This is a genomic window from Halomonas colorata (assembly GCF_014897985.1).
Classification (GTDB): domain Bacteria; phylum Pseudomonadota; class Gammaproteobacteria; order Pseudomonadales; family Halomonadaceae; genus Vreelandella; species Vreelandella colorata.
The window spans coordinates 38,281-59,285 of sequence record NZ_JABUZA010000001.1 but is presented as its reverse complement, the minus strand read 5'-3'; the positions used below and the strand labels follow the sequence as shown (position 1 = coordinate 59,285).

The window sequence follows — 21,005 nt, the reverse complement described above, 5'->3', positions numbered from 1 at the left end:
TGACTAGCGCGTCAGCGGGCGACACTGATCCTTAACGACGGCGCGTAGCTCAACATCCGTTCAATTTCCCGGCGCGTGGAAGCGGCCACTTCGATGTGGTGGCGCATGGCCTGCACTTCGGCCCGGCAGCAAGAGACATCGAAACCGGCTAGCTTGAGTTGCGCCAGCAAATGAAGCGTTGGCGAGGGGGCGCTTTCTCCATACAGGTGTTCTGCCCTTACCCAGCGGCGGTCTTTTTCAAGCGTGGGCAATTCGCTGGCCCAATCGTTGCGCATCCGCGCATTGATGTGCGGCCAATATTCCATTGGGTAGTGAATGGCTGGCTGCGCGGTGACCGGCACCGGCGCGGGCTGTTCCTGGCGGCTGATGTAGTCGCCTTCGATGGCGTAGGCCGCGACGAAGTTGCGGGCGCTGTCCATCTGCTCAACGGGAATGTCTTCGGCACTGACGACGCTGAACGCTTTGTGCACTTGCTGCCATAGGTGGCTTTTGGCACTGCGGCGGATAGCGGCGGGCAGCCGGTTGAGTTTTCCATCGACTACGGCGGCGAGGCAGCGGAAACCGTCTGTACCGATCGTGGTGCCGGAAAGTGTTTCCTGGCGTGCGTTGGTGGCCTCACCTTTTTGCCAGTAGTCGCTGAGCACCTCGAAGCACTCTTCCTGATACTCAATGAGCTTTTCACGGATAGCGGGTTTGACGCGGCTAGCGTCAACGCCAAAAAGCCAGCCATTCAGCTTACTCAGCGGGATAGTCAGGAACTGGCGGCGTTGGGTATCGCCAGGAAGCTGCGAGGTTATGATAACCGCGCAGGTCTTTAATACAGGGTTACGGTTAATCCGCTGACGCTGGCCATGCCACTCAATGCCAATCGCGTCACAAATGGGCCGCATAGCCACACGAACAATTCCAAGAAGATTGAACGTCGGAATAGCAGCGCCATGGAAATCAATAGAAACGGGTGAAGCGGTGATAGTTGTCATGGTTAAACTCCTTGTACTGGGTTTAGGAGTTCGCCACGACTTCGGCCAAAAAGAAGGTGGCGAACTGCGCGGGGTTGGCCGACCGGCGTACAAGGAGACCGGCATACCCGAAGGTATCCCCACGCAGCCCGCCATAACAGGCATAAAAAAAGCGCTGTTAAGCGCTGTTGCTGCGCCCTGTACTCGTTCCGAGCGGCCAAGCCCGAGCCGCTGATTTTGCAGCGGCAAGGGAATGTTGGCCCAAGAAGGCGCAGCCGTCAAGCTGCCTGCGTATTATGGGGGCTGTGGGCTCCGTTTTAAATTGTCTCGTTAGGGGTGTATGGATAATCAGCCCCAATCCTCTTTGGCCTGCTCCATCGTCACTTCAGGCTGATCAGCGTGCGGCATGAGCTCATGTAGCTTTATGGCTGGGGCACCCTGCTTGCGGTGCATGTTGGCTTGCTGGCAGACGATCTGAGCCGCTGCCCGCTCAAGGCGCATGCCCAGGTGCAGGCTCCCCCGTTTCTGGCGGAACGCGACCCAGCCTAGGAACTCTGGGTAGCTGAGGGTGCTTTGCGCTTCCGCGATCGTGTTCCCGCCGATGCCGTTGAGGACGAGCTCGTGCCAGATTTCATCTTCGTCGGTGAGCTCGCCGGGAGCTTTCCCAGGCTGCTCGCTTCACCAATCACACGTAGCAGTTCATTGGTCAGCGGGGCATTGAGCGGGCCGCGTTCTGGATCTGCTTCACCGGTGATGTCTGCCACTGTGAATACGGGCGTGCCGTCGTCGTTAACGATGCAGCAGGCAATGCGCCCCGCGAGCGGGTCACCGTCGATCTGGCGGGCGATGATGTCACTCTTGGCTGTCACGTAGGAGAGCGGCAGCACGTTAACAGTAGCGGTGAACTCCTGGCCTTCGTGCGTCCACTTGATGTTTTTCTCTACGGCCTGGCGGGATACAAAGCCGCCGTGGGCGGCCAGGGCTTCAATGGATAGCTTCATGCGTCTTCACCTGGGGCCGGGGATGTTTTGGGCTGCCAGTGACCACGGCCGCTACGCTGGAGCGCGCCGGCAACCGTGACATTGGCGTTGAGCTGGAAGTCAAACGGGAAGTCAGATGCATAGGCCCGGCAGGTGTACCAGGTGCGCGTGGCGGGCAGCGTGACTTCATCGCCTGATACAGTAGGTTCAATGCTGGGCGCGCCGTCTGACCAGCCGATGAACCAGTCGATGGTGGGCGTTTTGCCGCCTTCGGCCATCTCCTGCAGGATCAGGTGCGATGGCTCGTTGGGGTCAGCGTTGATAGACAAGCTGCCTTGGCCCGGCTGCGCCAGCCCGGCGCTGTACTGCATCGCTTCGGTTTCTTCCAGGTCGGTATCGTCGATCTGGGTTTTCGGGCTTGAGCCAGGATTGAACGCGGTGCAGCGCTTTAGGCGTACGATCGCGCCAGTATCTGGGTGGCGGAAAAATACGCTTGTGCCTTTGGTCAGCATGAGTTGATCCTCTACTGGGTGGTGTATGACCAGCTCACATCAAAGCCGGTGGTTTTAAGCTGGGTACGGGGCTCAGTGCCAGTCCTACCCAGGCGAGTGATATAGCAGTGGGGCTCTAGCGCCCGCCGAAGAGCGCGCAGAACTTCCGTGGCGCTCTTTACGCTGTCGGCGTAGATGTCTACCTGAATATTCCACTCGTCAATGTCAGGCGGTTCATCGAGGTAGTTCTCTGGGAGGCCGTTGAGCACCTGAAAAACGGCGTAGGGTTTAGCGACGTTTTGGGGCGCGTCATCGAACGGGAACAGCCGGGTGGGGCTGACTCCGAGCAATGCGGTAACCCCCGCGTCAGCGGCGCAGACTTTGAACAGGGGCGGCATGGCTAGGCTCCGGCTTCTCTGGCTTGCTTCTTCAGGGCGCGGTCAAGTGACTTGTTGTACTGGTTGATAAATTCATTCGTGGCGTCTTGAATGTTTTCTGAAAGCGCGCGGCGCATGAAGGGCTGCGCCGGAGCTGGGCCAACATCTCCGCCGAAGAACTCGCCACTTTGAGCGTTAGCCAGATTCTCGCCTTCTGGCGCTTTTACTGGACCACGGCCAAATTCGATAAAGCGCCAGTAGTAGGTATCACCGCCAGGGTTTTCCTTACCCTTTCCTTTCACCTCGCCGCTGGCAGCCGCGTAACCTTTAGCGCCACCCAGCACGCCAACTCGGAAAACCAAGTCTCCACGCTGCCTGAAGTCCTTCGGGGAGAACCTCACGACGATGTTGTCGGCGATGCTGTTGGCCGTACTGGGATCATCAATCGCTTGCGCATTCTGCCGGGCGCGATCCCGTATCAGGTTGGCGGCTTTGCGCATGGCAAAGCGGCCCCCTTTCTTGCGTAAGTCGTAGCCGATGTTGTCCATGCGGGCGAGCAGCGGTTCAAGGCCGTCTACGTTTAGGGCAACAGGGTCAGTCATACGGCACTACTTCGACCTTGCCGCGATAGCGCTTTGAGAGAGCTCGCTTGCGGTATTTGTGTAGCTTTACGCGCCCATCTTTGTCAGTCGCAAACGCATCGGCTATGCCCCGTTTCGTATCTGCATGAAAGCAACGCGAAAGCCGCCGACCATTTACATAGACTTTGAAGCGCCCGTGGCCGGGCTTGTAAATATGGCTATCCATCGTTTACGCCCTCGCTATACGGCATGGTTAGGTACTCCCGTCCGCTGTCTTTATCGGGCAGCACGCCTTCGATGTTGTAGATGTACCGGCCCTTGCGCACCCGCATCGTGCTATCAATGCCCATGCGCTCGCCCGCGTTGAAGCGCATCACCAACTGGCCTTTTACTTCTGACTGCGCAGCGTTGGCGGCGATGAAGCCGCGCACGCTGAGGGGTTCGATGGCCATCCAGGCTTTGTCGACCACTTCCCAGCCGTCGACCATTTCGCCGGAGTCTTCGTCCTGGACTTGGGCTGGGCGCTCGACGGTGCAGCGGTGGCGGAGTTTTCCGGCTCTCATACGCCTAGCCTCCGGTATGGCCACAGGATCTCATTCACTGCCGGGGGGAGTGGCTTCTCGCCTTGGCGATCTTCAAACCGGTAGGCGATGTAAACCAGCATGGCGGTAGTGATGTCGTCGTCCAGAACCAGCGGTGCGATAACACCATTGACGATGGCAGCGGCCGCCGCTTCCGGCGTTTCAAACAGCAACCGATCGGTGTAGTTCTCGACGTACCGGCGGGCGGCGTTCGAGTAGGTTTCCAGCAGCGCATCTTCTTCGGATTCGTCCGGCTCGATGCGGCACTGCTGTTTGATGATTTCGAGATCTAGCATGGTGGGCACCGAGCGCGGGGGTTATTTTTTGGCCGGGGCTTTGGTGGCCTTGGCTGCTGCGTCTGCCTTCGCTTTTTCATCGGCGGCGGCTTTAGCGGCGGCATCGGCCTTGGCCTTTTCGTCAGCGGTCTGCTGATCGGCATTGGCGTTGGTAGCAGCGGCAGCTTTGGTTTCAGGCTCAACTGGCTTCGTTACATACTGAGAAGCCAGCCCTAAAAGAATTAGGTCTTTCGCTCGGCTCGGCTCAACGTCATTCATTGGCTGACCCGCTCTAACTAAGCCTTCTTCTTTCGTGCCGTTAAAGGTTTTGAGTGCTGTTATATCCATCGTCGGTCAAGGCGCATTGCCGCGCCTTGCTCCATGGTTACGTGGGTGAAGAACCGTTTAGCCGCCAGTGGTATCTGGGAAGGCGCCAACAACGAAAGACTCAGGGCGGTAAACGCACATCGCCAAGCGCTCTTCGGCACGCACCGTCACCATGTTGCGCACGAAGTTGTCACGGTCTTCGGTGGACACTTCAACGGTAGTGGTTTCGCGGTCGAAGATCTGCGCAGCCATGTTGAAAGCACCGACCATCATTTGCCCTTCAGGCATGGCGGTAGTTTCAACGACCGGCAGGCCCCACAGGCGCGGCTGGGTTTGGGCGATCGGGTTGGCAAAGACATATGCGTTATCGTTCGTCTTCGTTAGCTCGATGGTCTCCCAGTCCTTCGGATGAAGCACGATGCCGCTTGCGCGGTACTCCGCCAAACGCACCTGCAAGATAGCGTGGCGAATTGAATCGATACGCGTATCACCTGCCTTGTTAAGGGCTGTGTTATAGGCTGTCGCCTGGGGAATTAGGCCGAGGATGTTCTGGGCTGTGCCATCGCCGAGCAGAATTTGCTCTTCCTCGACATAGGTTAGCCCGTAACGAAGACGCCCATCGATGTAGCTGGCCAGCTGTGGTGCATCGTCTAGAATCTGCTTGGTAGCGGGGAGCCAGTGAGCGATAGTGCGTACGTTGGCGGTAGCCAGAGCAAACGACAAATCAGACTCAGCCTTGACCGCTCCCTCTACCTGTGGCGCTGCGTTATTGGTAAAGCCGAGCTCTTTCACATACTCAATAGCGTTGGACGTGGTACGCCCTGGCATGATCAGGTCGCGGATAGTCGCGGCGCGATCGGGCTGGGCAATGATGCCCGGCAGACGCTCTGTGACGACCAGATCAGCGGCAGAGTCAGCCGCGCTAGTGATGGCCTTAACATCAATACGACCGGTTCGACCCAGGCGGCCATCAGCCATTGACTTGAAGGACTCGGTATCTACAACCGACTGCCCCCAGGTTTTGGCCTTCGATGTTTGCTTGCCACGGCGCGCTCCCTTCTGCTCAAGCGCAGTCAGCCGCTCTTGCATTTCACTACCGGTTTTAGCTAACAGCTCAAGCGCGGCGTGAGTGTCCTCGGCGACCTTGCCGGTTTCCTTGATCTCTTTCTGGGCGTTTTCACAAAAGCCCTTGATCTCTTTATCGCGCTGGTTGAGCGCTTCAATCAGGCTCTTAATGTCCATCTGGTCCTGATTGTCATCGTCGCTATTGCCGCCGCCATTCTTGCGGCTCAAGCTCAAATTGCGACCATACGGTAATTTCTGATGCATACCCATGTGCGTATTTCCTTAAAATTTCGGGAGTGAGAAGCCTGATAGCGCGCTGTGCAGCGCCTTGAGGTCTTCGGGATTGGATTGCTTCGCCTCGCCCGCGGACTCACTCCGGAGCAGATGGGACAGCCCACGGTTGGCGATCACCGCAGACTGCGATTTCGAGAAGCCGGCCTCACGCAGGAACCGCTCGAAATCTGGAAGTGTTGGCAAGTCGCCATGCGCAATGGCGAACTTAACGGCCTCAACGCGTGCCTCGTCATTGGCTGGAAACGTCACCAGTGATATTTCCATGAGGTCCACCTCTTTCAGGCGGCGGACACGCTCGACCTCGTCGTAGCTGTCATCAATGACGTAATAGCCAATTGATAAGCCGGAAACTGCTTCCGCTTGCATTAGGGCGTGCGCCTCTGCTGCCTGGCGTACTGAGTCTTTAAGCAAGCGTCCTTCGACATAAAGCCCGTGCTCGTCTTCTTCGAGCTTGGTGTAAATGCCGATCGGCTCGCCCTGGCGGTGCTGCCAAAGTACCGGCACCTTGCGGCCAGAGGCGTTGATGCGTTCCAAGGTTTTGGAGAACGCGCCCGGCATGACGACTTCGCCGTAGCTGTCGGCATTGCCAAACACACTGCCGTAGCCACTAAAAAAGCCGTCATCATTGACGGCTTTAATGTTGAGCTCGAAGTCTCGAACCTTTAGCGATGCTTTTTTACGTTTCACGCGGCTGCTCCTCTTCTTTAAGCCACGCGCGAAACGCGGCCTTAGCCTGCTGGTCGTCGGTGTTTTGGCCCAGCGCGTCCAGACTGATCATGTTGGATTGCACCGTCAGAACATCGCCGCCAGGCATTGGGGGCAGGTTCTCTCTGGCCCTGATTTCGTTGCGGGTATTGATGCCGTTTTGTGACATCTGGCTGTAGAGAGCGGCGCGCCCTGCGCTATCTGCCCTCAGCAGGCCTTCAAGGTTGAACTCGGCAAAGTAGCGCTTGCGTTCGGCGGGCGTGAGCAGTTGGCGTTTAACCGCCTGCTCGATGCGCGTTAGGTAAGGGCGCAGCGAGTAGGTAAGAAAGGCAATGTTCTGCTGCTCTAAGCCTGTGCCCCAAGTGGTGCTTTTTTCGGTGTGTCCAATCATCCAGGGCGGCACCCTGAACCAGCGGCAGATTTCTTCAATATTGAACGCCCGGGTTTGTAGCATCTGGGCGTCTTCGGGCTTCATGGTCAGCGGCTGGTAGGTGAATCCGCCTTCTAACAGCAGTGTCTTGCCTGCGTTATTCGAGCCGGTGAAATCCTTCAAGCTCGACCTGAACGTATCACGCTGCTCTTTCGTTAGAACCTTATCCGCCTGAACAAAGCCAGAGCTTTGCATTCCGTTAGCGAACATCTTGCCGGCTGTCTCTTCTGTCGCTATGGCGACGCTGATGGAGTTACGCGCCACCCCAATGACCGACAGCCCTACCCGACCATTCACGCCGAAGCCTTTGACGTGGAATATCTCGTCTTCGCCCAGCTCTTCACGGCCATCAGCGCCGTTGTATACGAACACCAGGTAGCCGTCTTCGTCGTAGTCGGGATCGTTCATAAACTCGGGCCAGAGCGGCTCAAGCGAAACAACGTGACCGGCGCCGTTGCGGGTTATGCGGGAGTAGTGGTTACCCCACATCGCTACATGGCAGACAACCAGCTCCCAATATTCGACCGCGGTTAGGTCGGCGTGGGGCTGGTCATGCAGAAGGGTATAAAGCGAATGATCAGAGACCGCTCGCTTACCACCCTTTGCATCCCGTTCATAAAGCCCAAGCGGGAGAGTTGATACAGTTTCAGACAACAGGCGAACGCAGGACCATACAGCCGATAGCTGCAGCATGGTTTGTGCCGTAACGCTTTTGCCTGCAATTGAGTTGCCGCCATAGTAGGACTGCCAAAATCCGCCGTCGGTCAGGCGTAGCGTTTTGCCAATCCACTGACGCGTGGCTGTTAGGAGTCCCATTAAACGGTCACCATGTTGTTAATGAAGTCGTCGAGATCCTCGACAGATGTTTGCGCGGCGTTCATTGCGCGGCCGATCGCCATGATTAAAGCCACGGCGCCGTCGATCTTGTTGTGTGAGCCCTGTTTGATGGGGCGCACAACGTCGTCATTGCCGGGCAGGTATTTGCCTACTACGTTGCCTACGCACCAGGTCATGATTGGATGGCCGTCGTGATGAAAGCGGCCGTTTATGATGGCGGCCTCGAGCTCTTTCATGGGGTCGGACATGTGGGAGTAGCTTTGCTGAAGCGTCACCGGATTCATGCCCGCGTCGTCCAGTTGGTGCGATAGGTTCGCCGCGCCGTGTGGGTCGATGCCTGACTCTTGCGCCGGGGCTTCTTCGTGGGCTTCGGTCGCCTGCGCTAGCACTTCGCGATAGTCAATCTCCGCGCCTTCGGTACTCTCAAGCTGCTGGGCTTCTACCCAGCCCTGGTAACGGTCAGCGGTGCGCCTGTCATCGTTGTTAAATACCGTGTCTTCCGGTACCCAGAACGTGGGCGCGATGCAGTAGTAGTGCGTCTTTCCGTCGATCTGTTTGACGAACACGCGGACCATGCCGGTTAAATCCAACTTACGGGCAAGGTCGAATCCGTAGTAGCAGTCGATGCCGAGGAACTGCGCGACAGTAAGCGAGCGGTCTTCGCACTTCCGCCAGGCCTCCATGTTGAAGAAGCCTTCTTTCGACGAGACCCAAACGTTCAGGTGCTTTGTCTTGATGCGGTTGGCGGTGCGTGCCCGGGCGACGGCGGTAGCGATCTGGCTCTTGAGCCAGTCCAGGCCCACCGATACATCGGCGTTTGGATTGGCCTTTAGCAGTGCCTCTTCGCTGGTCCAATCGTCGCCTGCATCAATGGTGTAAATCAGCGCGAACAGTTCGTCGTCTGGTTGCCCGCCGGTACCGTCGAGCATTTCAATGCAGCGCTCGCGGTGTGCATAGCAAGGGCCTGCTATATCAAAGCCTGCCGTGGTGATCGCGAGTATCAGCGGCTGAAGGCGCGCGCCCATGCCCGAGATCATCGTGTCGTACAGGTTTGAATCTGGGTGTTCGTGGTACTCGTCGATGATGGCCATCGAAGGGCTGGAGCCGTCGCCGGGGTCACCGATGACCGGCTCGAACTTGCTGCCGTCGGCACGCTCTAGCTTCTTAGCCCAGACCACGACGCCGAAGCGCTTACGCAGAGCGGGCAGCTTCTTTGCCATGGCCAGCGCGGGCTTGAACACTTCCCAGGCTTGTTTCTCGCTGGTCGCGCCGCAGTACACTTCCGCGCCGTATTCTTTATCGGCACAGAAGGCGTAGAGGCCTGATGCGGCGGCGATGATCGACTTACCGTTCTTACGCGGCACCTCGATGTAGGCTTCTCGGAACCGGCGCGTTCCATCCTTCTTGCGTACCCAGCCGAAGATCATCGAGAACAGGAACAGCTGCCAGGGCTCAAGCACTAGGCGTTGCTTTGATCGCGCCCAGCGGTCCTTGGTGTGCGGCATCTTCTGAATGAAGCGGCACACGCGCTCTGCTAAATCGCGGTCGAACTTGTAGGGGTAGCTCTTGGCCTTGCTGGCCTTAACATCGTTGAGGTGTCGGGCGCAGGCTTGCTTAACGTATATGCATGCGGGGATCCGGCCGCCTACAACGTCTCTCGCGTACTTCTGCGCCGCGTTGACGTTGGGGTATGCGGCCATGTTTTAAAACTCGCTAAAGTCGTCGTCCTCGTTGCCGTCGTCGTCGCTATTACTCGCGCCGAGCATGCGCAGCCGCGTTAATGGGTCCAGCCCAAGCAGCGAGCCCAGGCGCGATAGCTGCGCAATGGCATCGTTACGCGCTGCCACATAGGGGCTTTTCTTGATGCTGCCGTCTGACGTGGCCACGACCATGCCGCCGTCATCGGCTGCCCAGTCGGTTATTTTCAGGTCGGCGGTAATCATGTAAGAGAAGCTGTTGCAGTAGGCCAGCAGCAACGGCGCGTCTTCAGGCTCAAAGGTGCCGCGCTCGATAAGAATCTTGCTTTGGCTTTTCCAAAGCCGGACGGCGTTCTCGTCGATCAGCTCGGGCGGCGGCGCAATCCGCGAAATCGAGCTTTGCAGTTTCAAGTCCGTCTTGCGTTTTCGTCCACCGCCAGACGCCCGAACCGGGGCATTGCTATTGGCCATACCGGCTCCAGAAAATTTTCCTTATTTCTCACGCGTAAAAATAAGCCTGAGGGTGCGGTGTCCGCGTACGAGGGCTGTAGAGATTTGACCCGCCCCCCCTGTGTCAGCCGCCGCGCTGGCGGGCCCGCAACGCTTCGGCCTGCGTCTTCGCCGTGTGGCACGGCCCGCACAGTGCCTCAAGGTTAGCGCTCGTTGTGGCGCCTCCCTCAGCCTCTGGGACGATGTGGTCAACAGACTCAAACGGCGTGGCTTTACCCTGGCGCTTGCACTCTTGGCACAGGTAACGGTCACGCGCGGCGACTGCATCACGAATGCGACGCCATGTGCGGCCACCGCGGCCACGGCCTGCCCGGCCTCGCGTCCATGCTTTGGCTTGGTCTGCATGCTCGTCGCAGTAGCCGTGGGCGTGGCGCGTGGTGCGGCGGCACAGCTTGTCGCGGCAGGGTGTTGGTGTACGTGCTGGCATCAGTCGTTAGGGTCCAAGTAGCTGGGGCCTTCAAGATCGGCGCCGGTCTCTTCGGCCTCTTGTGACAGCAGGTAATCAATCACCTGCTGATTGCTCTCTGCCAAGCGGTTGATGGCTGCGGTCTGGGCGTGCATAGCCGCGACAAGATCCGCGGTGCCATGCTCAACCTGTGCGCTCAATCCCTTCTCAATGAACGCAACCTTTATCCCAAGCGACTGCTGCAACTGGTCCGCCATTTCATAAACGCGCCCAATGCTAGCCCGACTCATGTGCTCTTCTTGCTGTATCACCAAGATTGGATTGTCATTGCTCATCGCTTACAGCTCCTCGATCACCACCACCAACGATCTCAACCACACTCACGCGGTCAGCGTTAGCGCGGCGACGTAATGCCTCATACTCAGCCAGCAGCAACAGCAGGCCCTTATTGCTATCCAGTACACGCATGGGCGCGGGTAGCTCACTTGTCAGGTGATCCGGTACCGCTGGGCACTGGTACACCATCGGAATCGCTGGAGCGCTGGAGCTGGCGCACCCAGTCATCAATACCACCAGGCACCCAGCCACCCAGCCAATCCTGCGCTTCTGCATCGGTCTCTCCTAGCCGCTCCAGCGCTGCTGTGCTGGCGCTGATGTCGTTTGCAATGCGGTCCAGCGTGCGGTCACGCTCGGCCAGCGATTCGTTCAGCGTGCGTATCTGCTGGCGCTGCCACCGCTGGTGCTGCTGCATCACGTCGGCGCGGCCCTGCTCATGCTCTACCTGCAGTACAGCCATATCGCGTTCTACCGCCACGCGCTGGGCCTGCTGGAACTGGAAAACCAGCAGCGCTATCAAGGCCGCCAGCAGCCACGGCATGGCGCCACCCAGGATGCGGCTAATCATTTGAGCCACCGACCGATGATGATTTCGTAGAGCGCATCCAGCCGTTCGCGCACCCACTCAACGCCAAGGAAAGCAATCGCAGCACCCGCCGCAACAGCCATGTTCTGAGGCATGCCGAAGTACTCCATTAGCGGCATCAGAGACAGCGTAAGAAAGCCGCACAACACGGCCTCAAGAAAGCTTTTCATGGGTCGGCCTCCTGCATGGATGGCGCGTACCAGAGCAATCAGCATTGCCAGCCCTGCTGCATAAATCTGAGGCCAAAGGCCCAGCAGCAAATCAAGCAGCGCCTGCCAGTTGTTAGGATCTCTGTTGGGCATTGCGTCGTGCTCGGTTGGAGTATTCATGTTGACCACCTCAGCGGTCGGGAAGTGTTAGGCGCTTACTGCGTCTACTTCATCAATCCAGTGGCCATGCCACTCTTCGGGCTGGTCGGCCCACATGTCGTGCAGGCCATCGCGATAAGTCCGCCAGTCGAAGCAGGGGCAACCACGCGACTCATGCCCAGGGAATCCGTTGTGTCCCATGATGAGCGCTTCGGGATAGCGTTCGTGTAGCTCAGTAAGCAGCCGATCAAGCTCGGCCCACTGCGCTGCCGTGAAGTTATCTTCCGGCGTCTTGCCGTCATCCTTCACACCGCCCGCCATACACACGCCGATATTGCCGGTGTTGTAGCCGCCAACGTGGGCGCCTGTCTGGCTTTCTGGGCGCCCGTGCTCAAGCGTTCCATCACGTCGAATCACGTAGTGATAACCCACGTCACGGAAGCCGCGTGCCAGGTGCCACTCACGAATCTCAGACACGCCAATGTCCATGCTGGCCGTGGTGGCCGCACAGTGGATAGTGATGTAACGCATGAGTGCCTCAGGAATAAAAAGCCCCGCACGAATGGGGCAAGGCGCACCAGGTGGCACGCGACAGGGAACAGCGGAAAGCAAAAAGCCCCGCCGGGGTGACCGGCGAGGCTTTATCTTGTGCGGCGGCTAGCGTCAATTAGCGCCAGCCTAGAAACATAGTAGGTCAATCGTGGAGTTAATACAACGTGCAGAAACTCTCTTTAAGTAAAAGTTGGAAATATTCCCACAAAACACTTGCATAGGTATCTAAGATACCCTATAGTTAACTCATCAACGCAGCACACAACCAGCCCAACGGAGTAACGATATGACCACATACAACGTAGCAATCGCAGCCGACCATCACGAAGCCGAAGAATTCGCAGCATGGTTAAACGAGCAAGGCCACACAGCCGAAGTCGGCAGCACTACTCGCACCACTATTGACGGGCAACAAAACGACGTGGTTTCTGAGCAGCTATGGAACGACTACTGCAAGGCATTTTAAAATGATCGACGCGAGACTCCACCATGACCCGGCCAAAGCGCCGGGCCTGATTGAATCTGCCGTTAAAGTTGCGGGTAGCCAGAAAGAGCTTGCTGATCGCCTGGGCGTTACCAGTAAATACCTGCAGCACCTCAAATCTGGCTTTAGAAAAAACATGAGCTACCCGCTACAGGTGGCACTTGAAAGCTTGATCATTGACCAGCCCAGGGACCCCCTGTAATGCGTGAGACGCCATTCGAGACTATCAAGGAGTTAGATGCCTACACAGGCGGGCCTCAAATTCAGTGCCTAGAATGCGGCCAATGGTTTAAATCACTAGCTACTCACCTGCCACGAACTCACGGCATTAGCCACAACGATTATCGCCAGAAATGGGGTATCCCTAAGCGGTTCGCGCTGGCAGGTACGGCAACGCGAGAAAAACTATCCGAGCAGATGCATAGCTATATCGAATCAGGTCGCCTCACTTATGACCACCTCGATACCGCCGTTGATGCGGCGCGCACAGCAGGCCGGAGAGCAAAGACGCCAATTGATAAAAAGCGACAATCCGAAATGGTCGCCTCTATTCGCCCTGGCGATCACTCGAAATTGCCGCCTGGAGCTAAATTAGCCGATGGTAGAGATGCTGAGAAACGCAGAGAGTATCAGCAGCAATACAGAGCAACAAAAAAGCCCCACGATTAGCGGGACCTCGATGTTAAGAGCCTTACAGCTGCGCCAGTAACAGAAGCTGCACCCGCGCATCCCGAGCAGCGTCTTTAAGTGCCTGCCCTTTCTCAAAAATTGGAACGCTCTTATGCTCGTTTCGGGCACGGCGGTATGTCACCTTTTCCGTCACACGCACTACCTCAACTTGGGTTAGCTCCGCCATGGTAGAGAGCGACCCCATTTGCAACATGCGCGAGTAGATAGGCAAGTGCTGCGCTATGAAATCGTACCCTTTCGCCCAGGGCGCCCCCTGCTGGGTAGGCATCGGATGCAGTTTTGCCGCCCGTATCAGCACCGCCAAGCGAGCACGCGGGCGCAGGCGGGCCGACTCCAGCCACTCTTTGGCGAACTCATGACCAGCATGCACACGGCTACCGCGCTCATAAGCAATGGCTAACGGCTCAGCCGCAGCGGTACCGCCTCCGGGCTGCTCACCCATCTTGGCCGCAGAGCTGAACGGCTGATAGCCATTATTCTCATGCAAGTGCCATGTCACGCGCTCGGCTTCCATATCCAGCACACGATCGACAAACACCCGTGCCGCTTCTGGGTCATGCTCTGGGTGTGCACTACGCGCCAACTCACGTAGTGTGCGGATGCTCATTGCCTGGTAGTCGCGCGCCATCGTTCCCGCCTCTTTCCTCAATGCCATGCCCATTAGCCCTTTCTCCAATCTGTGCCGCCAATATTTGCTTTCGTGTAATGGCTATATGAAGGGCCTAAACACGCGTAGTTATCCAGCAGGCGCTTAGCTTCCTCAAGCCCTACAGCCAGCACAGCGCAATAACCGCGCTCCTCTGCCCGCGCCAGCCATTCACGCTGGCTCTCTGCCAGTGCTGCCGTATGCGGGGGCGAGGCTTTGAACTCCATGTACAGGCCATGCCACCCGCCGCGAGCATCCATCACCACCAGATCGCTAACACCGCTCTTCACGCCCTGGCGCTTCATTGCCGCCCCAGTGCTTTTCGAGCGCTGGCCACCGTTGGGCACGTGGTAGGTAGCGTCGTAAAGCTGGCCTGCCGGTTCGCCGCGCATCTTCTCGCCCAGCAGCCAGCGCATGAGCACGGCCTGTTCGTTACCCTCCCAATCGACCGGGCGCTTTCGTGGGGAGCCATCCGCGTTGGTTTTGAGTACTCGGCGGCGTGGCGGTGGCGGCGTGCGGGCCGGTGGAATACTTGAGTTCGTCATACATAACCCCGCTGGCGCCAGCTATCCAGCTCTGTTCGAGGTGGCGGTGGTGGTGGTGTTTTCAAATGTGGGTTTCTCGCTCGGCGCTCTTGAACACGCAGCGAGTCTTGCTCACGCGCTACGGCCAGCTTTTCAAAGTGAAACTCCACTCGAATGTCAGTCTCTACAATCAGCCCATGCTTTTTAGCCATCCGATAGGTAGGCGCGTTTCTATCTAATGCCCCCACATAGCCAGCAAGAACATCGCGCCACTGCTCAATGCTGTAGGTAGCTTTAGATAGGTTGCAGGGAGCGCAGGCTGGCATGAAGTTCTCAATGGTATGGTTCTCAGGTTTATCGGCACCTACAAGCCGAGTCTTGTAGCCTGGTGAGCCATCACGGTATAGCTCATGACGACGACGTACAGCCTTAACATGGTCAGCATGCCAACGCGTGCCTAGGTCTTCGCCGCAATAGGCACAGCACCCATCAAACATGCCGTACAGCTCTGCGCGCTGCGCTTTGGTTAAACGCTTCACACATCACCCCCTACGCTCTGCTGGCGCTCCCATTTGCTGTAGTCGGCCATGATGCGGTCGAGCATGACCCGCGCAGCGTCGTTATGGTCGATCTCGGCGCGGCTCTCAACACCGCACGATTGGCGTATAAAATCCGCGCAATCCTCGGGCGTGTGGGTGCCATCAGGCATGTTCTCGACGGGCACTTGATGCACGCGGCGGCGGCGCTGGTCTAGATACAGCCCAAAGCGCCGATTTTGGCACAGCATGGCTGATTTACGGGCGTAAAGTCCGCCTTTGGGAGCATTATCGGTCATCTAACGAGCCCTCCACATCCTCTGGACCACCCCTTAAAAGCCAGTGCAGAAATGCAAATGAGACGACCAGCCCTATTGTGATACCAACGCCAACACCTACGAAAAAAAGCGTCATGCCTCACCCCCGACCGCCACCAGCTGCTTACCGGTTTCAATAAGCCACGCCAGATCACGCCATGCGTCAGTATCACCCGCAGCGTGGGCCTTCTCAGCTTGCGCCAGCAGTGTCGCGTTCATGGCGGCGCAGCGGTCTAGCAGGTCAGTGCTAATGGATAGATTGAAGAACTGCCTAGTGGGCACGTGATAGCCCTTGGCGATCTCATCCTGTGAAAAGACGCGGTGCGTTAGGTCAAAGCAGCGGGCAGGCGCAACAGACAATCGCTCGATAACCTCGTCTGACAAAACCACATCACCACCATGGCTAACAAAATCAGTTGGCAGCGCTTCCACAGCATCATGATGAATAGGGTCGAGGTCGGCCGGATCAAGCGCCAGCTCGGCATGCCCCTTGGTCGTGGCCATCCAGCCGCGGTTATGCTCACTAGCACCCGTAACTGAAAGCAATTCCTCGCTCTTTAGCGCGTGCAATGCTCCAACGGTTGCTACGGAGGCATAGGGCGCCATCAGACGGATAACCATAGCAGTGGGCACCCCGCCACGGCATTTCTTGCCCTCACGGCACACATGCTCGAGCACCTGGCGTTCAACGTTACTTAGCGGCATCGTTTGCGCCCTCCTCGCTATGCGCGACGACACGCCCCTTATCGGTCAGCTGCAGCAGCTGGCGAGCGGGCTTGTCTTGCGTGGTACCCATCACGGTAATCAGATCTGCATCGAGCAATTCACGGCAGCGGCCACAAACACTTGAAAGCGGAAGCGCGGCACGGCCTGCTAGCTGGTTGCGGGTCATCGGGCCAGCGGTGAGCGCTTCCAGTACCGCGTTTTGGCTGGCGCACAGGCGGCCGCTTTTGCGATGGTCGTGGAAAGCCTCGGCGGATACTTCGCGCCCGGTGGGCTGCATTGCTGCGGTATTCATGATTAACGACCTCCTAAGGCGGCGCGCACTGAGCGCATGCCCTGCTCTGAATTCATGCGATCGGGAAGCCCGGCGGCTTCGGCCTGTTTTTGTGCCGCTTCACGGCTGGCGCGCTCGGCTAGCTCGGCGCGGCTCAACTGGCTGTCGTGGCCGATGAGGGTGCGGGCTTGCAGCTGCTCGCCGTTCATGACGCGGTTAACCAGGGCTGTGTATTCCTTCCGGAAACGGCTTTCTTGACGGCTGGCGCGGGATTCACCACCACCATGGGTCAGTTCCCACCAGCCCACGGCAGCACCGGCAAGGCGTACCGCTTCATGGCTCCATGCGTGCTTGCCGGGCTGGTGGGCGTTGGCGGTGGCTTCTCGCCAGGCATCAGCTTCAGCGGGCAGGCCCATATCTTCCGGCTTGGGCTGGCACAGGGCGGCGAACGCTACAGGCATGGGTGGCCACACCTCGTCGCTCTGGCGCGCGGCGTCTTGGATCTGCTGGCGCACGCGGCGGATGCCGATCGCCAGTTGCCCGGGCGTAACGTGCTGCAGCTCGGCCCACCAAGCGCCGGTCTCATCAAACGCGCCCCACTGGCTGGAGAACTTGTTGCCGAACAGCTCCCCCATAACGTTGAACAGTTCGTCCACGTCACCAGCCGTTAGCGCTGGACCACTCGCCGTCGAGTGTTTGCCCTGGCGGCTCTGGCGCTCGACCTTCGGCGGCTGCTCGCGCTTCCTGAGCGGTAAGACGGCGTTTTGGAGTGCTGTTGCGGCGTGATGCATGATGGCCTCCGGAAGTGGCGACGGTGGTTTGCTGGGCTTGCTGGCGCTTGGCGTTTTCGGCGACCCAGCGCGCAAAGCGGCGGGTCCACTCGGCGTGTGTCATCGTGCGGCTGGATTGAGCGGCGAAATGCTCGCGGAAGTCGGCCAGGGCGTCGAATACGTTCGCGTCCGGCGCCAGCCCGCGCTGGTAGCACGCAATCCAGTAGACTTCCTGATCCGGTTCCCAATCGAGGGTCATCGCGGTTTTGCGTGGCGAGGTCATGGGGTCGGCGGCGGGTTCGCCGTCGTCAGCCTGTCGGGCTGCACGTTCGAAGATCGTCGGCTCAGCCTCGCCCGCAGTGAGAGTGGGTTTTAGTGGTAGAGTCCTATTGGTAGAGTCAAGGGGTGACACGGGTGACACCCTCCCCCTGTCACCGGTGACACCCTTCCCTGTCAAATTGACACCCTCGGTGGGTGTCATATTGTCACCCTCCCCGTTTTGGGCAGATATAGTAGGGGTGTCAGATTGACACCCTACAAACAGACCCCCGACAGCCAGGAAATACCGGTTACTCATCTGCCTGCCGTTCTTCGCTTGGCGGCTTTCAACACGCACCAGACCATGCTGCTCGAGCAGATCAATAGCGCGCTGAACGCTTCGCACTGAACAACCCATTTCAAGGGCCATGGTGTTGATGGACGGCCAACTGGTGTGCTGTTCGTCTGCGTAGTCAGCCAACAGCATGAGCGCCAGCCGCGCAGGGGCTTTAACTTCACTGGGCAACGTCTTGAGAGACTGGCGCGCCCAGTGCATGGCGTGAAGGCTCATAGGCACACCTCACGAAAACCTGTACGCCTAAACACCCCCTGCCTGGGCGATGTTGTTAGCGGGCGAATTGCATAAACTGGATTCATTGCGGCGCTACCTGCATGTCTGCGAACAGATCAGGCCGCAACGTTCGGCGAGTAAGAGCAGCGCCTGTCGCTTCTTCAAGGCGCTTAGCTAGATCGGCGCTTGGCTGGCGCTCATACATCAGCACTTGGCGCAGATACTCGACTGAGGTGTCTGCATTGGCCGCGATTGCTTCGCGTTGTGCGACTGTTAAAGACTTCCAATATTCACGGTTCGAGCTTTCCGTTTTTGAGCTATGGCCCATTTTGCCGCCCTCCTGAGTACCAATTTGGTACATAGTAGCTCGGTTAAACTGTACCGTAAAGGCACTGTACCTATAGAGTACAAATAGCGTTCAATATGAACATGAAAGAAATCACCCAAATACGACTCGAAAACGCGCGCGGGCTTGCTGAGCAAGTAGGCGGAAACACGCAATTTGCACATAAAATTGACCGTGAGCCGACCCAGATAAGCCGCTTAATGGGCGCCAACCCCACCAAGAACATTGGTAATAGGCTCGCGCGCCATATTGAAACGTGCTTTGGGAAGCCGACCGGCTGGCTAGATTACGACTACAGTGATTCAGTTCGGCAGGACGGTGGCGCCTACTACCACGCCAACACAGCGCCTACTGCCCAGCCCATCCGCTATTACCGGTACCCTGTCATATCAGCCATTCAAGCGGGACACTTTGCCGATTGCGTTGTGCCCTATCCTGCAGGCATGGAAGAGCGCCATGAAGCAACCGATTATCAGGCCAAAGGCCAAGCGTTCTGGCTAGAAGTGAAAGGCGATTCCATGACGGCGCCAGCGGGCGCCACGCCTAGCATTCCAGAAGGGTCTTTTGTTCTTGTTGATACAGGCATTGAAGCTACACCAGGTAAGCTGGTGGTAGCCCAGATCGATGAAAGCAACGAAGCCACGTTCAAAAAGCTGATTGAAGATGGCGGACAAAAATACTTAAAAGCTCTAAACCCTGCCTATCCGCTCATTCACTGCAATGGGAAGTGCCGGATCATCGGGGTGGCTGTAGAAGCAAAAACAAAGCTTTAGCGGGGAGGTAGGGATGGATGGATTAAAGGTCATAGCCACCATAGTGGCGGGCGTGTTTATTATTGGCTGGTTTACCAAGGACAATGATTCGCCTAGCGACAGCAGAACGTCCGAACCGAGCGCTGCAAGCTTGGCCGTTGCAGAAGAAGCGCCACCTCCGACAACTGCCGATCCCGAGCCCCAAGAAGACGCCACGCCCGCGCCGCCCCCTAAACCACGGTCACCATGGCGAGTCAGAGAAGAAACATCGCCGATGGATGACAGTAAGAGCGTTTTTCTAAGCACCAAATCTAACGAGCGAATCCCAGGCCGATACGGCAGCCCTTCAGGCAATGCCACGCTTTATGTACGGTGCGTTGAAAACACCACGGCGCTAGTGCTGCAGATGAATGGCAATCACATGACCTCTAGCCAGTATCATGACTGGGGGCATGTGCAGATGCGCATCGATGACAAGCAAGCGTTTACCAAATCTATGAATGCATCCACTAACCATCAGTCTCTTGGTCTATGGCGTGGCGGTCAGTCTATACCCGTTATTCAGCGCATGTTCGATGCAGAGCTGTTAACGATGCGGGCGACGCCTTACAGTGAATCTCCCATCACAATGACTTTCGACATTAGTCAGTTAAAAGATGAGATAGCGCCATTGCGCGAAGCCTGCCACTGGTAACGCCCCAACTTACGAAAAAAAGCCGCCTACACTGGCGGTTTTTTTTGGCCCAATATGTACCAATAAAGAACATTCATACTTGACTATGTACCTTTAAGGTACTTAAATAGATCCCAAGATACATCTACGGGGATCGGAACATGCAAATCACACAAGGCAACTGGCAGGCCAGGGTAAACCCAGAACGAGGAAGCTTAGGCTTTACTCGCACCGAGGCCCAAGACCTCATGCTGCTGGCCGCTGGCAACACCTACAAAGAAATTGCCCGCGCTACCCAGCGCTCACCCGAAAGCGTCAAAGCTTGTTTACATCGCGCCTACCAGAAACTGGGTGTTTACAAGGCCGCTGGCGCCGTAGCCGAAGCTATGCGCCGTGGATGGATTGCCCCGCTACTCCTGGTGCTGATAGTTAGCGCCATTAACCCCGATATGAGCGATGCCCGCCACCGCGCGCCGATGCGTACCCGCACTCGCGTAAGCGCTAGCCGCACCGTCTCACGCCGTGATGTGGGGAGCCTTTACGTATGAACATCATAGAGAGAACCACCGCGCAGCTGGTGCGAAACCGGATTCATGAGCTGACAGACCTGGCCATGGATATAAACGCCAGCATCAAGAATGCCAACACGGCCAATTTCCACGTTTCGGCGAACGGTGCCCACATCGTCATTAAAGGCGCGCCGGGCCTGATACGCGCCAGCGCCTTGCCTCCCCTCGTTACGACTGCCCGAGCGCTCAGGGAAATTGAAGCCATCATCGCGGATGTCCGCGCATTTATCGGGGGTGCCCAGTGAGCATTCAAACATCCAAAACCCTATGGGCTGGCGTCCTGTTCGCTGCCGTCCTGGTAATGGGCCAGTTATCGAAGGGCGAAGCACAGGACCAGCAGGAGTGGCTGACAAGCTACTGCACTGATGCGGCGGTCTGGGCAGCCGAAGAGGCGCGGGGCGTGCCGCTTAACCGGCGCACCGGTCAGCCCGACTACCGGAACATCGCCGCCGAGCAATGCCCAGGCATGCGCCCTGCTCGCCCCGCGATCGACGACGACTACCGAGCGCCAGCACGGCTAGCCATGCCTGATACGGCTCCCATTCAACAGCTTGTTCAGTTTTGAGGTGATGACG

At 57.8% G+C, this 21,005-nt stretch carries 38 protein-coding genes; 8 read left to right on the top strand and 30 right to left on the bottom strand.

What is annotated here, in order from left to right; all coding sequences use genetic code 11:
- Nucleotides 1-11: 11 nt before the first annotated feature.
- A complete protein-coding gene (locus tag INT33_RS00410; protein WP_193090866.1) occupies nt 12-980 on the bottom strand; it encodes a phage antirepressor N-terminal domain-containing protein in 969 nt (322 codons plus the stop codon).
- Here INT33_RS00410 and INT33_RS00405 point away from each other — a divergent pair.
- The gene (locus INT33_RS00405) at nt 979-1,194 is read left to right on the top strand and encodes a hypothetical protein (protein ID WP_193090865.1); all 216 of its coding nucleotides are present in this window, start codon (nt 979-981) and stop codon (nt 1,192-1,194) included. The genes INT33_RS00410 and INT33_RS00405 overlap by 2 nt on opposite strands.
- Before the next feature lie 113 nt (nt 1,195-1,307).
- Here INT33_RS00405 and INT33_RS21065 read toward each other — a convergent pair whose 3' ends face one another.
- The 19 genes from INT33_RS21065 to INT33_RS00310 form a co-directional block, all read right to left on the bottom strand.
- On the bottom strand, nt 1,308-1,466 hold the full coding sequence (locus INT33_RS21065) for a hypothetical protein (RefSeq protein WP_456064848.1): 159 nt from the start codon (nt 1,464-1,466) through the stop codon (nt 1,308-1,310).
- A gap of 38 nt (nt 1,467-1,504) precedes the next feature.
- The gene (locus INT33_RS00395; protein ID WP_193090864.1) at nt 1,505-1,960 is read right to left on the bottom strand and encodes a phage tail assembly chaperone family protein, TAC; all 456 of its coding nucleotides are present in this window, start codon (nt 1,958-1,960) and stop codon (nt 1,505-1,507) included.
- Nucleotides 1,957-2,451: a phage tail tube protein gene (locus tag INT33_RS00390; RefSeq protein ID WP_193090863.1), complete on the bottom strand. Its 495-nt coding sequence runs from the start codon at nt 2,449-2,451 to the stop codon at nt 1,957-1,959. Before INT33_RS00390 ends, INT33_RS00395 begins: the two co-directional genes overlap by 4 nt.
- A gap of 11 nt (nt 2,452-2,462) precedes the next feature.
- Nucleotides 2,463-2,828 carry a DUF3168 domain-containing protein gene (locus INT33_RS00385; protein ID WP_193090862.1) on the bottom strand — a complete coding sequence of 122 codons (366 nt, stop codon included), beginning with the start codon at nt 2,826-2,828 and terminating at the stop codon, nt 2,463-2,465.
- Between the two features lie 2 nt (nt 2,829-2,830).
- Nucleotides 2,831-3,409 (bottom strand): HK97-gp10 family putative phage morphogenesis protein, encoded by a 579-nt coding sequence (locus INT33_RS00380; protein ID WP_193090861.1) that lies wholly within the window; start codon nt 3,407-3,409, stop codon nt 2,831-2,833.
- 197 nt (nt 3,410-3,606) lie between these two features.
- Nucleotides 3,607-3,951, bottom strand: a complete 345-nt coding sequence (locus tag INT33_RS00375) for a phage head closure protein (RefSeq protein ID WP_193090860.1) — start codon at nt 3,949-3,951, stop codon at nt 3,607-3,609.
- The gene (locus tag INT33_RS00370; RefSeq protein WP_193090859.1) at nt 3,948-4,265 is read right to left on the bottom strand and encodes a head-tail connector protein; all 318 of its coding nucleotides are present in this window, start codon (nt 4,263-4,265) and stop codon (nt 3,948-3,950) included. The genes INT33_RS00375 and INT33_RS00370 overlap by 4 nt, the downstream gene beginning before the upstream one ends.
- 21 nt (nt 4,266-4,286) lie before the next feature.
- Nucleotides 4,287-4,592: a hypothetical protein gene (locus INT33_RS00365; RefSeq protein WP_193090858.1), complete on the bottom strand. Its 306-nt coding sequence runs from the start codon at nt 4,590-4,592 to the stop codon at nt 4,287-4,289.
- A 57-nt stretch (nt 4,593-4,649) separates the two neighbouring features.
- On the bottom strand, nt 4,650-5,906 hold the full coding sequence (locus INT33_RS00360; protein WP_193090857.1) for a phage major capsid protein: 1,257 nt from the start codon (nt 5,904-5,906) through the stop codon (nt 4,650-4,652).
- A gap of 12 nt (nt 5,907-5,918) precedes the next feature.
- Entirely contained in the window at nt 5,919-6,617 is a 699-nt protein-coding gene (locus INT33_RS00355) for an HK97 family phage prohead protease (RefSeq protein ID WP_193090856.1), read from the bottom strand.
- Nucleotides 6,607-7,881, bottom strand: a complete 1,275-nt coding sequence (locus INT33_RS00350) for a phage portal protein (RefSeq protein WP_193090855.1) — start codon at nt 7,879-7,881, stop codon at nt 6,607-6,609. The genes INT33_RS00355 and INT33_RS00350 overlap by 11 nt, the downstream gene beginning before the upstream one ends.
- A complete protein-coding gene (locus INT33_RS00345) occupies nt 7,881-9,602 on the bottom strand; it encodes a terminase large subunit (protein WP_193090854.1) in 1,722 nt (573 codons plus the stop codon). The genes INT33_RS00350 and INT33_RS00345 overlap by 1 nt, the downstream gene beginning before the upstream one ends.
- 3 nt (nt 9,603-9,605) lie before the next feature.
- Complete coding sequence (locus tag INT33_RS00340) at nt 9,606-10,070, bottom strand: phage terminase small subunit P27 family (protein ID WP_193090853.1); 465 nt, start codon at nt 10,068-10,070, stop codon at nt 9,606-9,608.
- A 103-nt stretch (nt 10,071-10,173) separates the two neighbouring features.
- Nucleotides 10,174-10,536: an HNH endonuclease gene (locus INT33_RS00335; RefSeq protein ID WP_193090852.1), complete on the bottom strand. Its 363-nt coding sequence runs from the start codon at nt 10,534-10,536 to the stop codon at nt 10,174-10,176.
- Nucleotides 10,536-10,850 (bottom strand): hypothetical protein, encoded by a 315-nt coding sequence (locus INT33_RS00330; protein WP_193090941.1) that lies wholly within the window; start codon nt 10,848-10,850, stop codon nt 10,536-10,538. Before INT33_RS00330 ends, INT33_RS00335 begins: the two co-directional genes overlap by 1 nt.
- Nucleotides 10,840-10,983, bottom strand: coding sequence for a hypothetical protein (locus INT33_RS00325; protein ID WP_193090851.1), 144 nt, complete (start codon nt 10,981-10,983; stop codon nt 10,840-10,842). Before INT33_RS00325 ends, INT33_RS00330 begins: the two co-directional genes overlap by 11 nt.
- A gap of 13 nt (nt 10,984-10,996) precedes the next feature.
- A complete protein-coding gene (locus INT33_RS00320) occupies nt 10,997-11,419 on the bottom strand; it encodes a hypothetical protein (RefSeq protein ID WP_193090850.1) in 423 nt (140 codons plus the stop codon).
- Nucleotides 11,416-11,766: a phage holin, lambda family gene (locus tag INT33_RS00315; RefSeq protein WP_226940017.1), complete on the bottom strand. Its 351-nt coding sequence runs from the start codon at nt 11,764-11,766 to the stop codon at nt 11,416-11,418. Before INT33_RS00315 ends, INT33_RS00320 begins: the two co-directional genes overlap by 4 nt.
- A gap of 27 nt (nt 11,767-11,793) precedes the next feature.
- Nucleotides 11,794-12,276 carry an N-acetylmuramoyl-L-alanine amidase gene (locus INT33_RS00310; protein WP_193090849.1) on the bottom strand — a complete coding sequence of 161 codons (483 nt, stop codon included), beginning with the start codon at nt 12,274-12,276 and terminating at the stop codon, nt 11,794-11,796.
- A gap of 307 nt (nt 12,277-12,583) precedes the next feature.
- Between INT33_RS00310 and INT33_RS00305 the strand changes: the two genes are divergently transcribed.
- From INT33_RS00305 to INT33_RS00295, 3 genes are read left to right on the top strand one after another with little or no spacing between them, the layout of a single operon-like run.
- Nucleotides 12,584-12,763 carry a hypothetical protein gene (locus tag INT33_RS00305; protein ID WP_193090848.1) on the top strand — a complete coding sequence of 60 codons (180 nt, stop codon included), beginning with the start codon at nt 12,584-12,586 and terminating at the stop codon, nt 12,761-12,763.
- A gap of 1 nt (nt 12,764) precedes the next feature.
- The gene (locus tag INT33_RS00300) at nt 12,765-12,983 is read left to right on the top strand and encodes a helix-turn-helix domain-containing protein (RefSeq protein WP_193090847.1); all 219 of its coding nucleotides are present in this window, start codon (nt 12,765-12,767) and stop codon (nt 12,981-12,983) included.
- Complete coding sequence (locus tag INT33_RS00295; protein WP_193090846.1) at nt 12,983-13,450, top strand: MucR family transcriptional regulator; 468 nt, start codon at nt 12,983-12,985, stop codon at nt 13,448-13,450. The genes INT33_RS00300 and INT33_RS00295 overlap by 1 nt, the downstream gene beginning before the upstream one ends.
- Before the next feature lie 22 nt (nt 13,451-13,472).
- Here INT33_RS00295 and INT33_RS00290 read toward each other — a convergent pair whose 3' ends face one another.
- The 9 genes from INT33_RS00290 to INT33_RS00250 all read right to left on the bottom strand — a co-directional run bounded on the left by INT33_RS00290 (nt 13,473) and on the right by INT33_RS00250 (nt 18,451).
- Nucleotides 13,473-14,126, bottom strand: coding sequence for a hypothetical protein (locus INT33_RS00290; protein WP_193090845.1), 654 nt, complete (start codon nt 14,124-14,126; stop codon nt 13,473-13,475).
- Between the two features lie 5 nt (nt 14,127-14,131).
- A complete protein-coding gene (locus INT33_RS00285; protein ID WP_193090844.1) occupies nt 14,132-14,662 on the bottom strand; it encodes a VRR-NUC domain-containing protein in 531 nt (176 codons plus the stop codon).
- Nucleotides 14,659-15,180, bottom strand: coding sequence for an HNH endonuclease (locus tag INT33_RS00280; RefSeq protein WP_226940016.1), 522 nt, complete (start codon nt 15,178-15,180; stop codon nt 14,659-14,661). Before INT33_RS00280 ends, INT33_RS00285 begins: the two co-directional genes overlap by 4 nt.
- The gene (locus INT33_RS00275; RefSeq protein WP_193090843.1) at nt 15,177-15,476 is read right to left on the bottom strand and encodes a hypothetical protein; all 300 of its coding nucleotides are present in this window, start codon (nt 15,474-15,476) and stop codon (nt 15,177-15,179) included. The genes INT33_RS00280 and INT33_RS00275 overlap by 4 nt, the downstream gene beginning before the upstream one ends.
- A gap of 111 nt (nt 15,477-15,587) precedes the next feature.
- Nucleotides 15,588-16,199: a hypothetical protein gene (locus tag INT33_RS00270; protein WP_193090842.1), complete on the bottom strand. Its 612-nt coding sequence runs from the start codon at nt 16,197-16,199 to the stop codon at nt 15,588-15,590.
- Entirely contained in the window at nt 16,186-16,512 is a 327-nt protein-coding gene (locus INT33_RS00265) for a helix-turn-helix domain-containing protein (protein ID WP_193090841.1), read from the bottom strand. Before INT33_RS00265 ends, INT33_RS00270 begins: the two co-directional genes overlap by 14 nt.
- Nucleotides 16,513-16,514: 2 nt before the next feature.
- Nucleotides 16,515-17,147 (bottom strand): replication protein P, encoded by a 633-nt coding sequence (locus INT33_RS00260; RefSeq protein WP_193090840.1) that lies wholly within the window; start codon nt 17,145-17,147, stop codon nt 16,515-16,517.
- 1 nt (nt 17,148) lies between these two features.
- Nucleotides 17,149-18,090, bottom strand: a complete 942-nt coding sequence (locus INT33_RS00255; protein WP_193090839.1) for a helix-turn-helix domain-containing protein — start codon at nt 18,088-18,090, stop codon at nt 17,149-17,151.
- Between the two features lie 82 nt (nt 18,091-18,172).
- Nucleotides 18,173-18,451, bottom strand: a complete 279-nt coding sequence (locus tag INT33_RS00250; protein ID WP_193090838.1) for a helix-turn-helix domain-containing protein — start codon at nt 18,449-18,451, stop codon at nt 18,173-18,175.
- A 62-nt stretch (nt 18,452-18,513) separates the two neighbouring features.
- On the opposite strand from INT33_RS00250, the gene INT33_RS00245 reads away from it, so the two are divergent.
- The 3 genes from INT33_RS00245 to INT33_RS00235 all read left to right on the top strand — a co-directional run bounded on the left by INT33_RS00245 (nt 18,514) and on the right by INT33_RS00235 (nt 20,409).
- Nucleotides 18,514-19,209, top strand: a complete 696-nt coding sequence (locus tag INT33_RS00245; protein ID WP_193090837.1) for a LexA family protein — start codon at nt 18,514-18,516, stop codon at nt 19,207-19,209.
- 13 nt (nt 19,210-19,222) lie between these two features.
- On the top strand, nt 19,223-19,882 hold the full coding sequence (locus INT33_RS00240; protein ID WP_193090836.1) for a type VI secretion system-associated protein TagO: 660 nt from the start codon (nt 19,223-19,225) through the stop codon (nt 19,880-19,882).
- 140 nt (nt 19,883-20,022) lie between these two features.
- Nucleotides 20,023-20,409 (top strand): response regulator transcription factor, encoded by a 387-nt coding sequence (locus INT33_RS00235; protein ID WP_193090835.1) that lies wholly within the window; start codon nt 20,023-20,025, stop codon nt 20,407-20,409.
- Here INT33_RS00235 and INT33_RS00230 read toward each other — a convergent pair.
- Complete coding sequence (locus INT33_RS00230; protein ID WP_193090834.1) at nt 20,400-20,687, bottom strand: hypothetical protein; 288 nt, start codon at nt 20,685-20,687, stop codon at nt 20,400-20,402. The genes INT33_RS00235 and INT33_RS00230 overlap by 10 nt on opposite strands.
- Here INT33_RS00230 and INT33_RS00225 point away from each other — a divergent pair.
- A complete protein-coding gene (locus INT33_RS00225) occupies nt 20,672-20,995 on the top strand; it encodes a hypothetical protein (protein ID WP_193090833.1) in 324 nt (107 codons plus the stop codon). The genes INT33_RS00230 and INT33_RS00225 overlap by 16 nt on opposite strands.
- Nucleotides 20,996-21,005 lie beyond the last annotated feature (10 nt).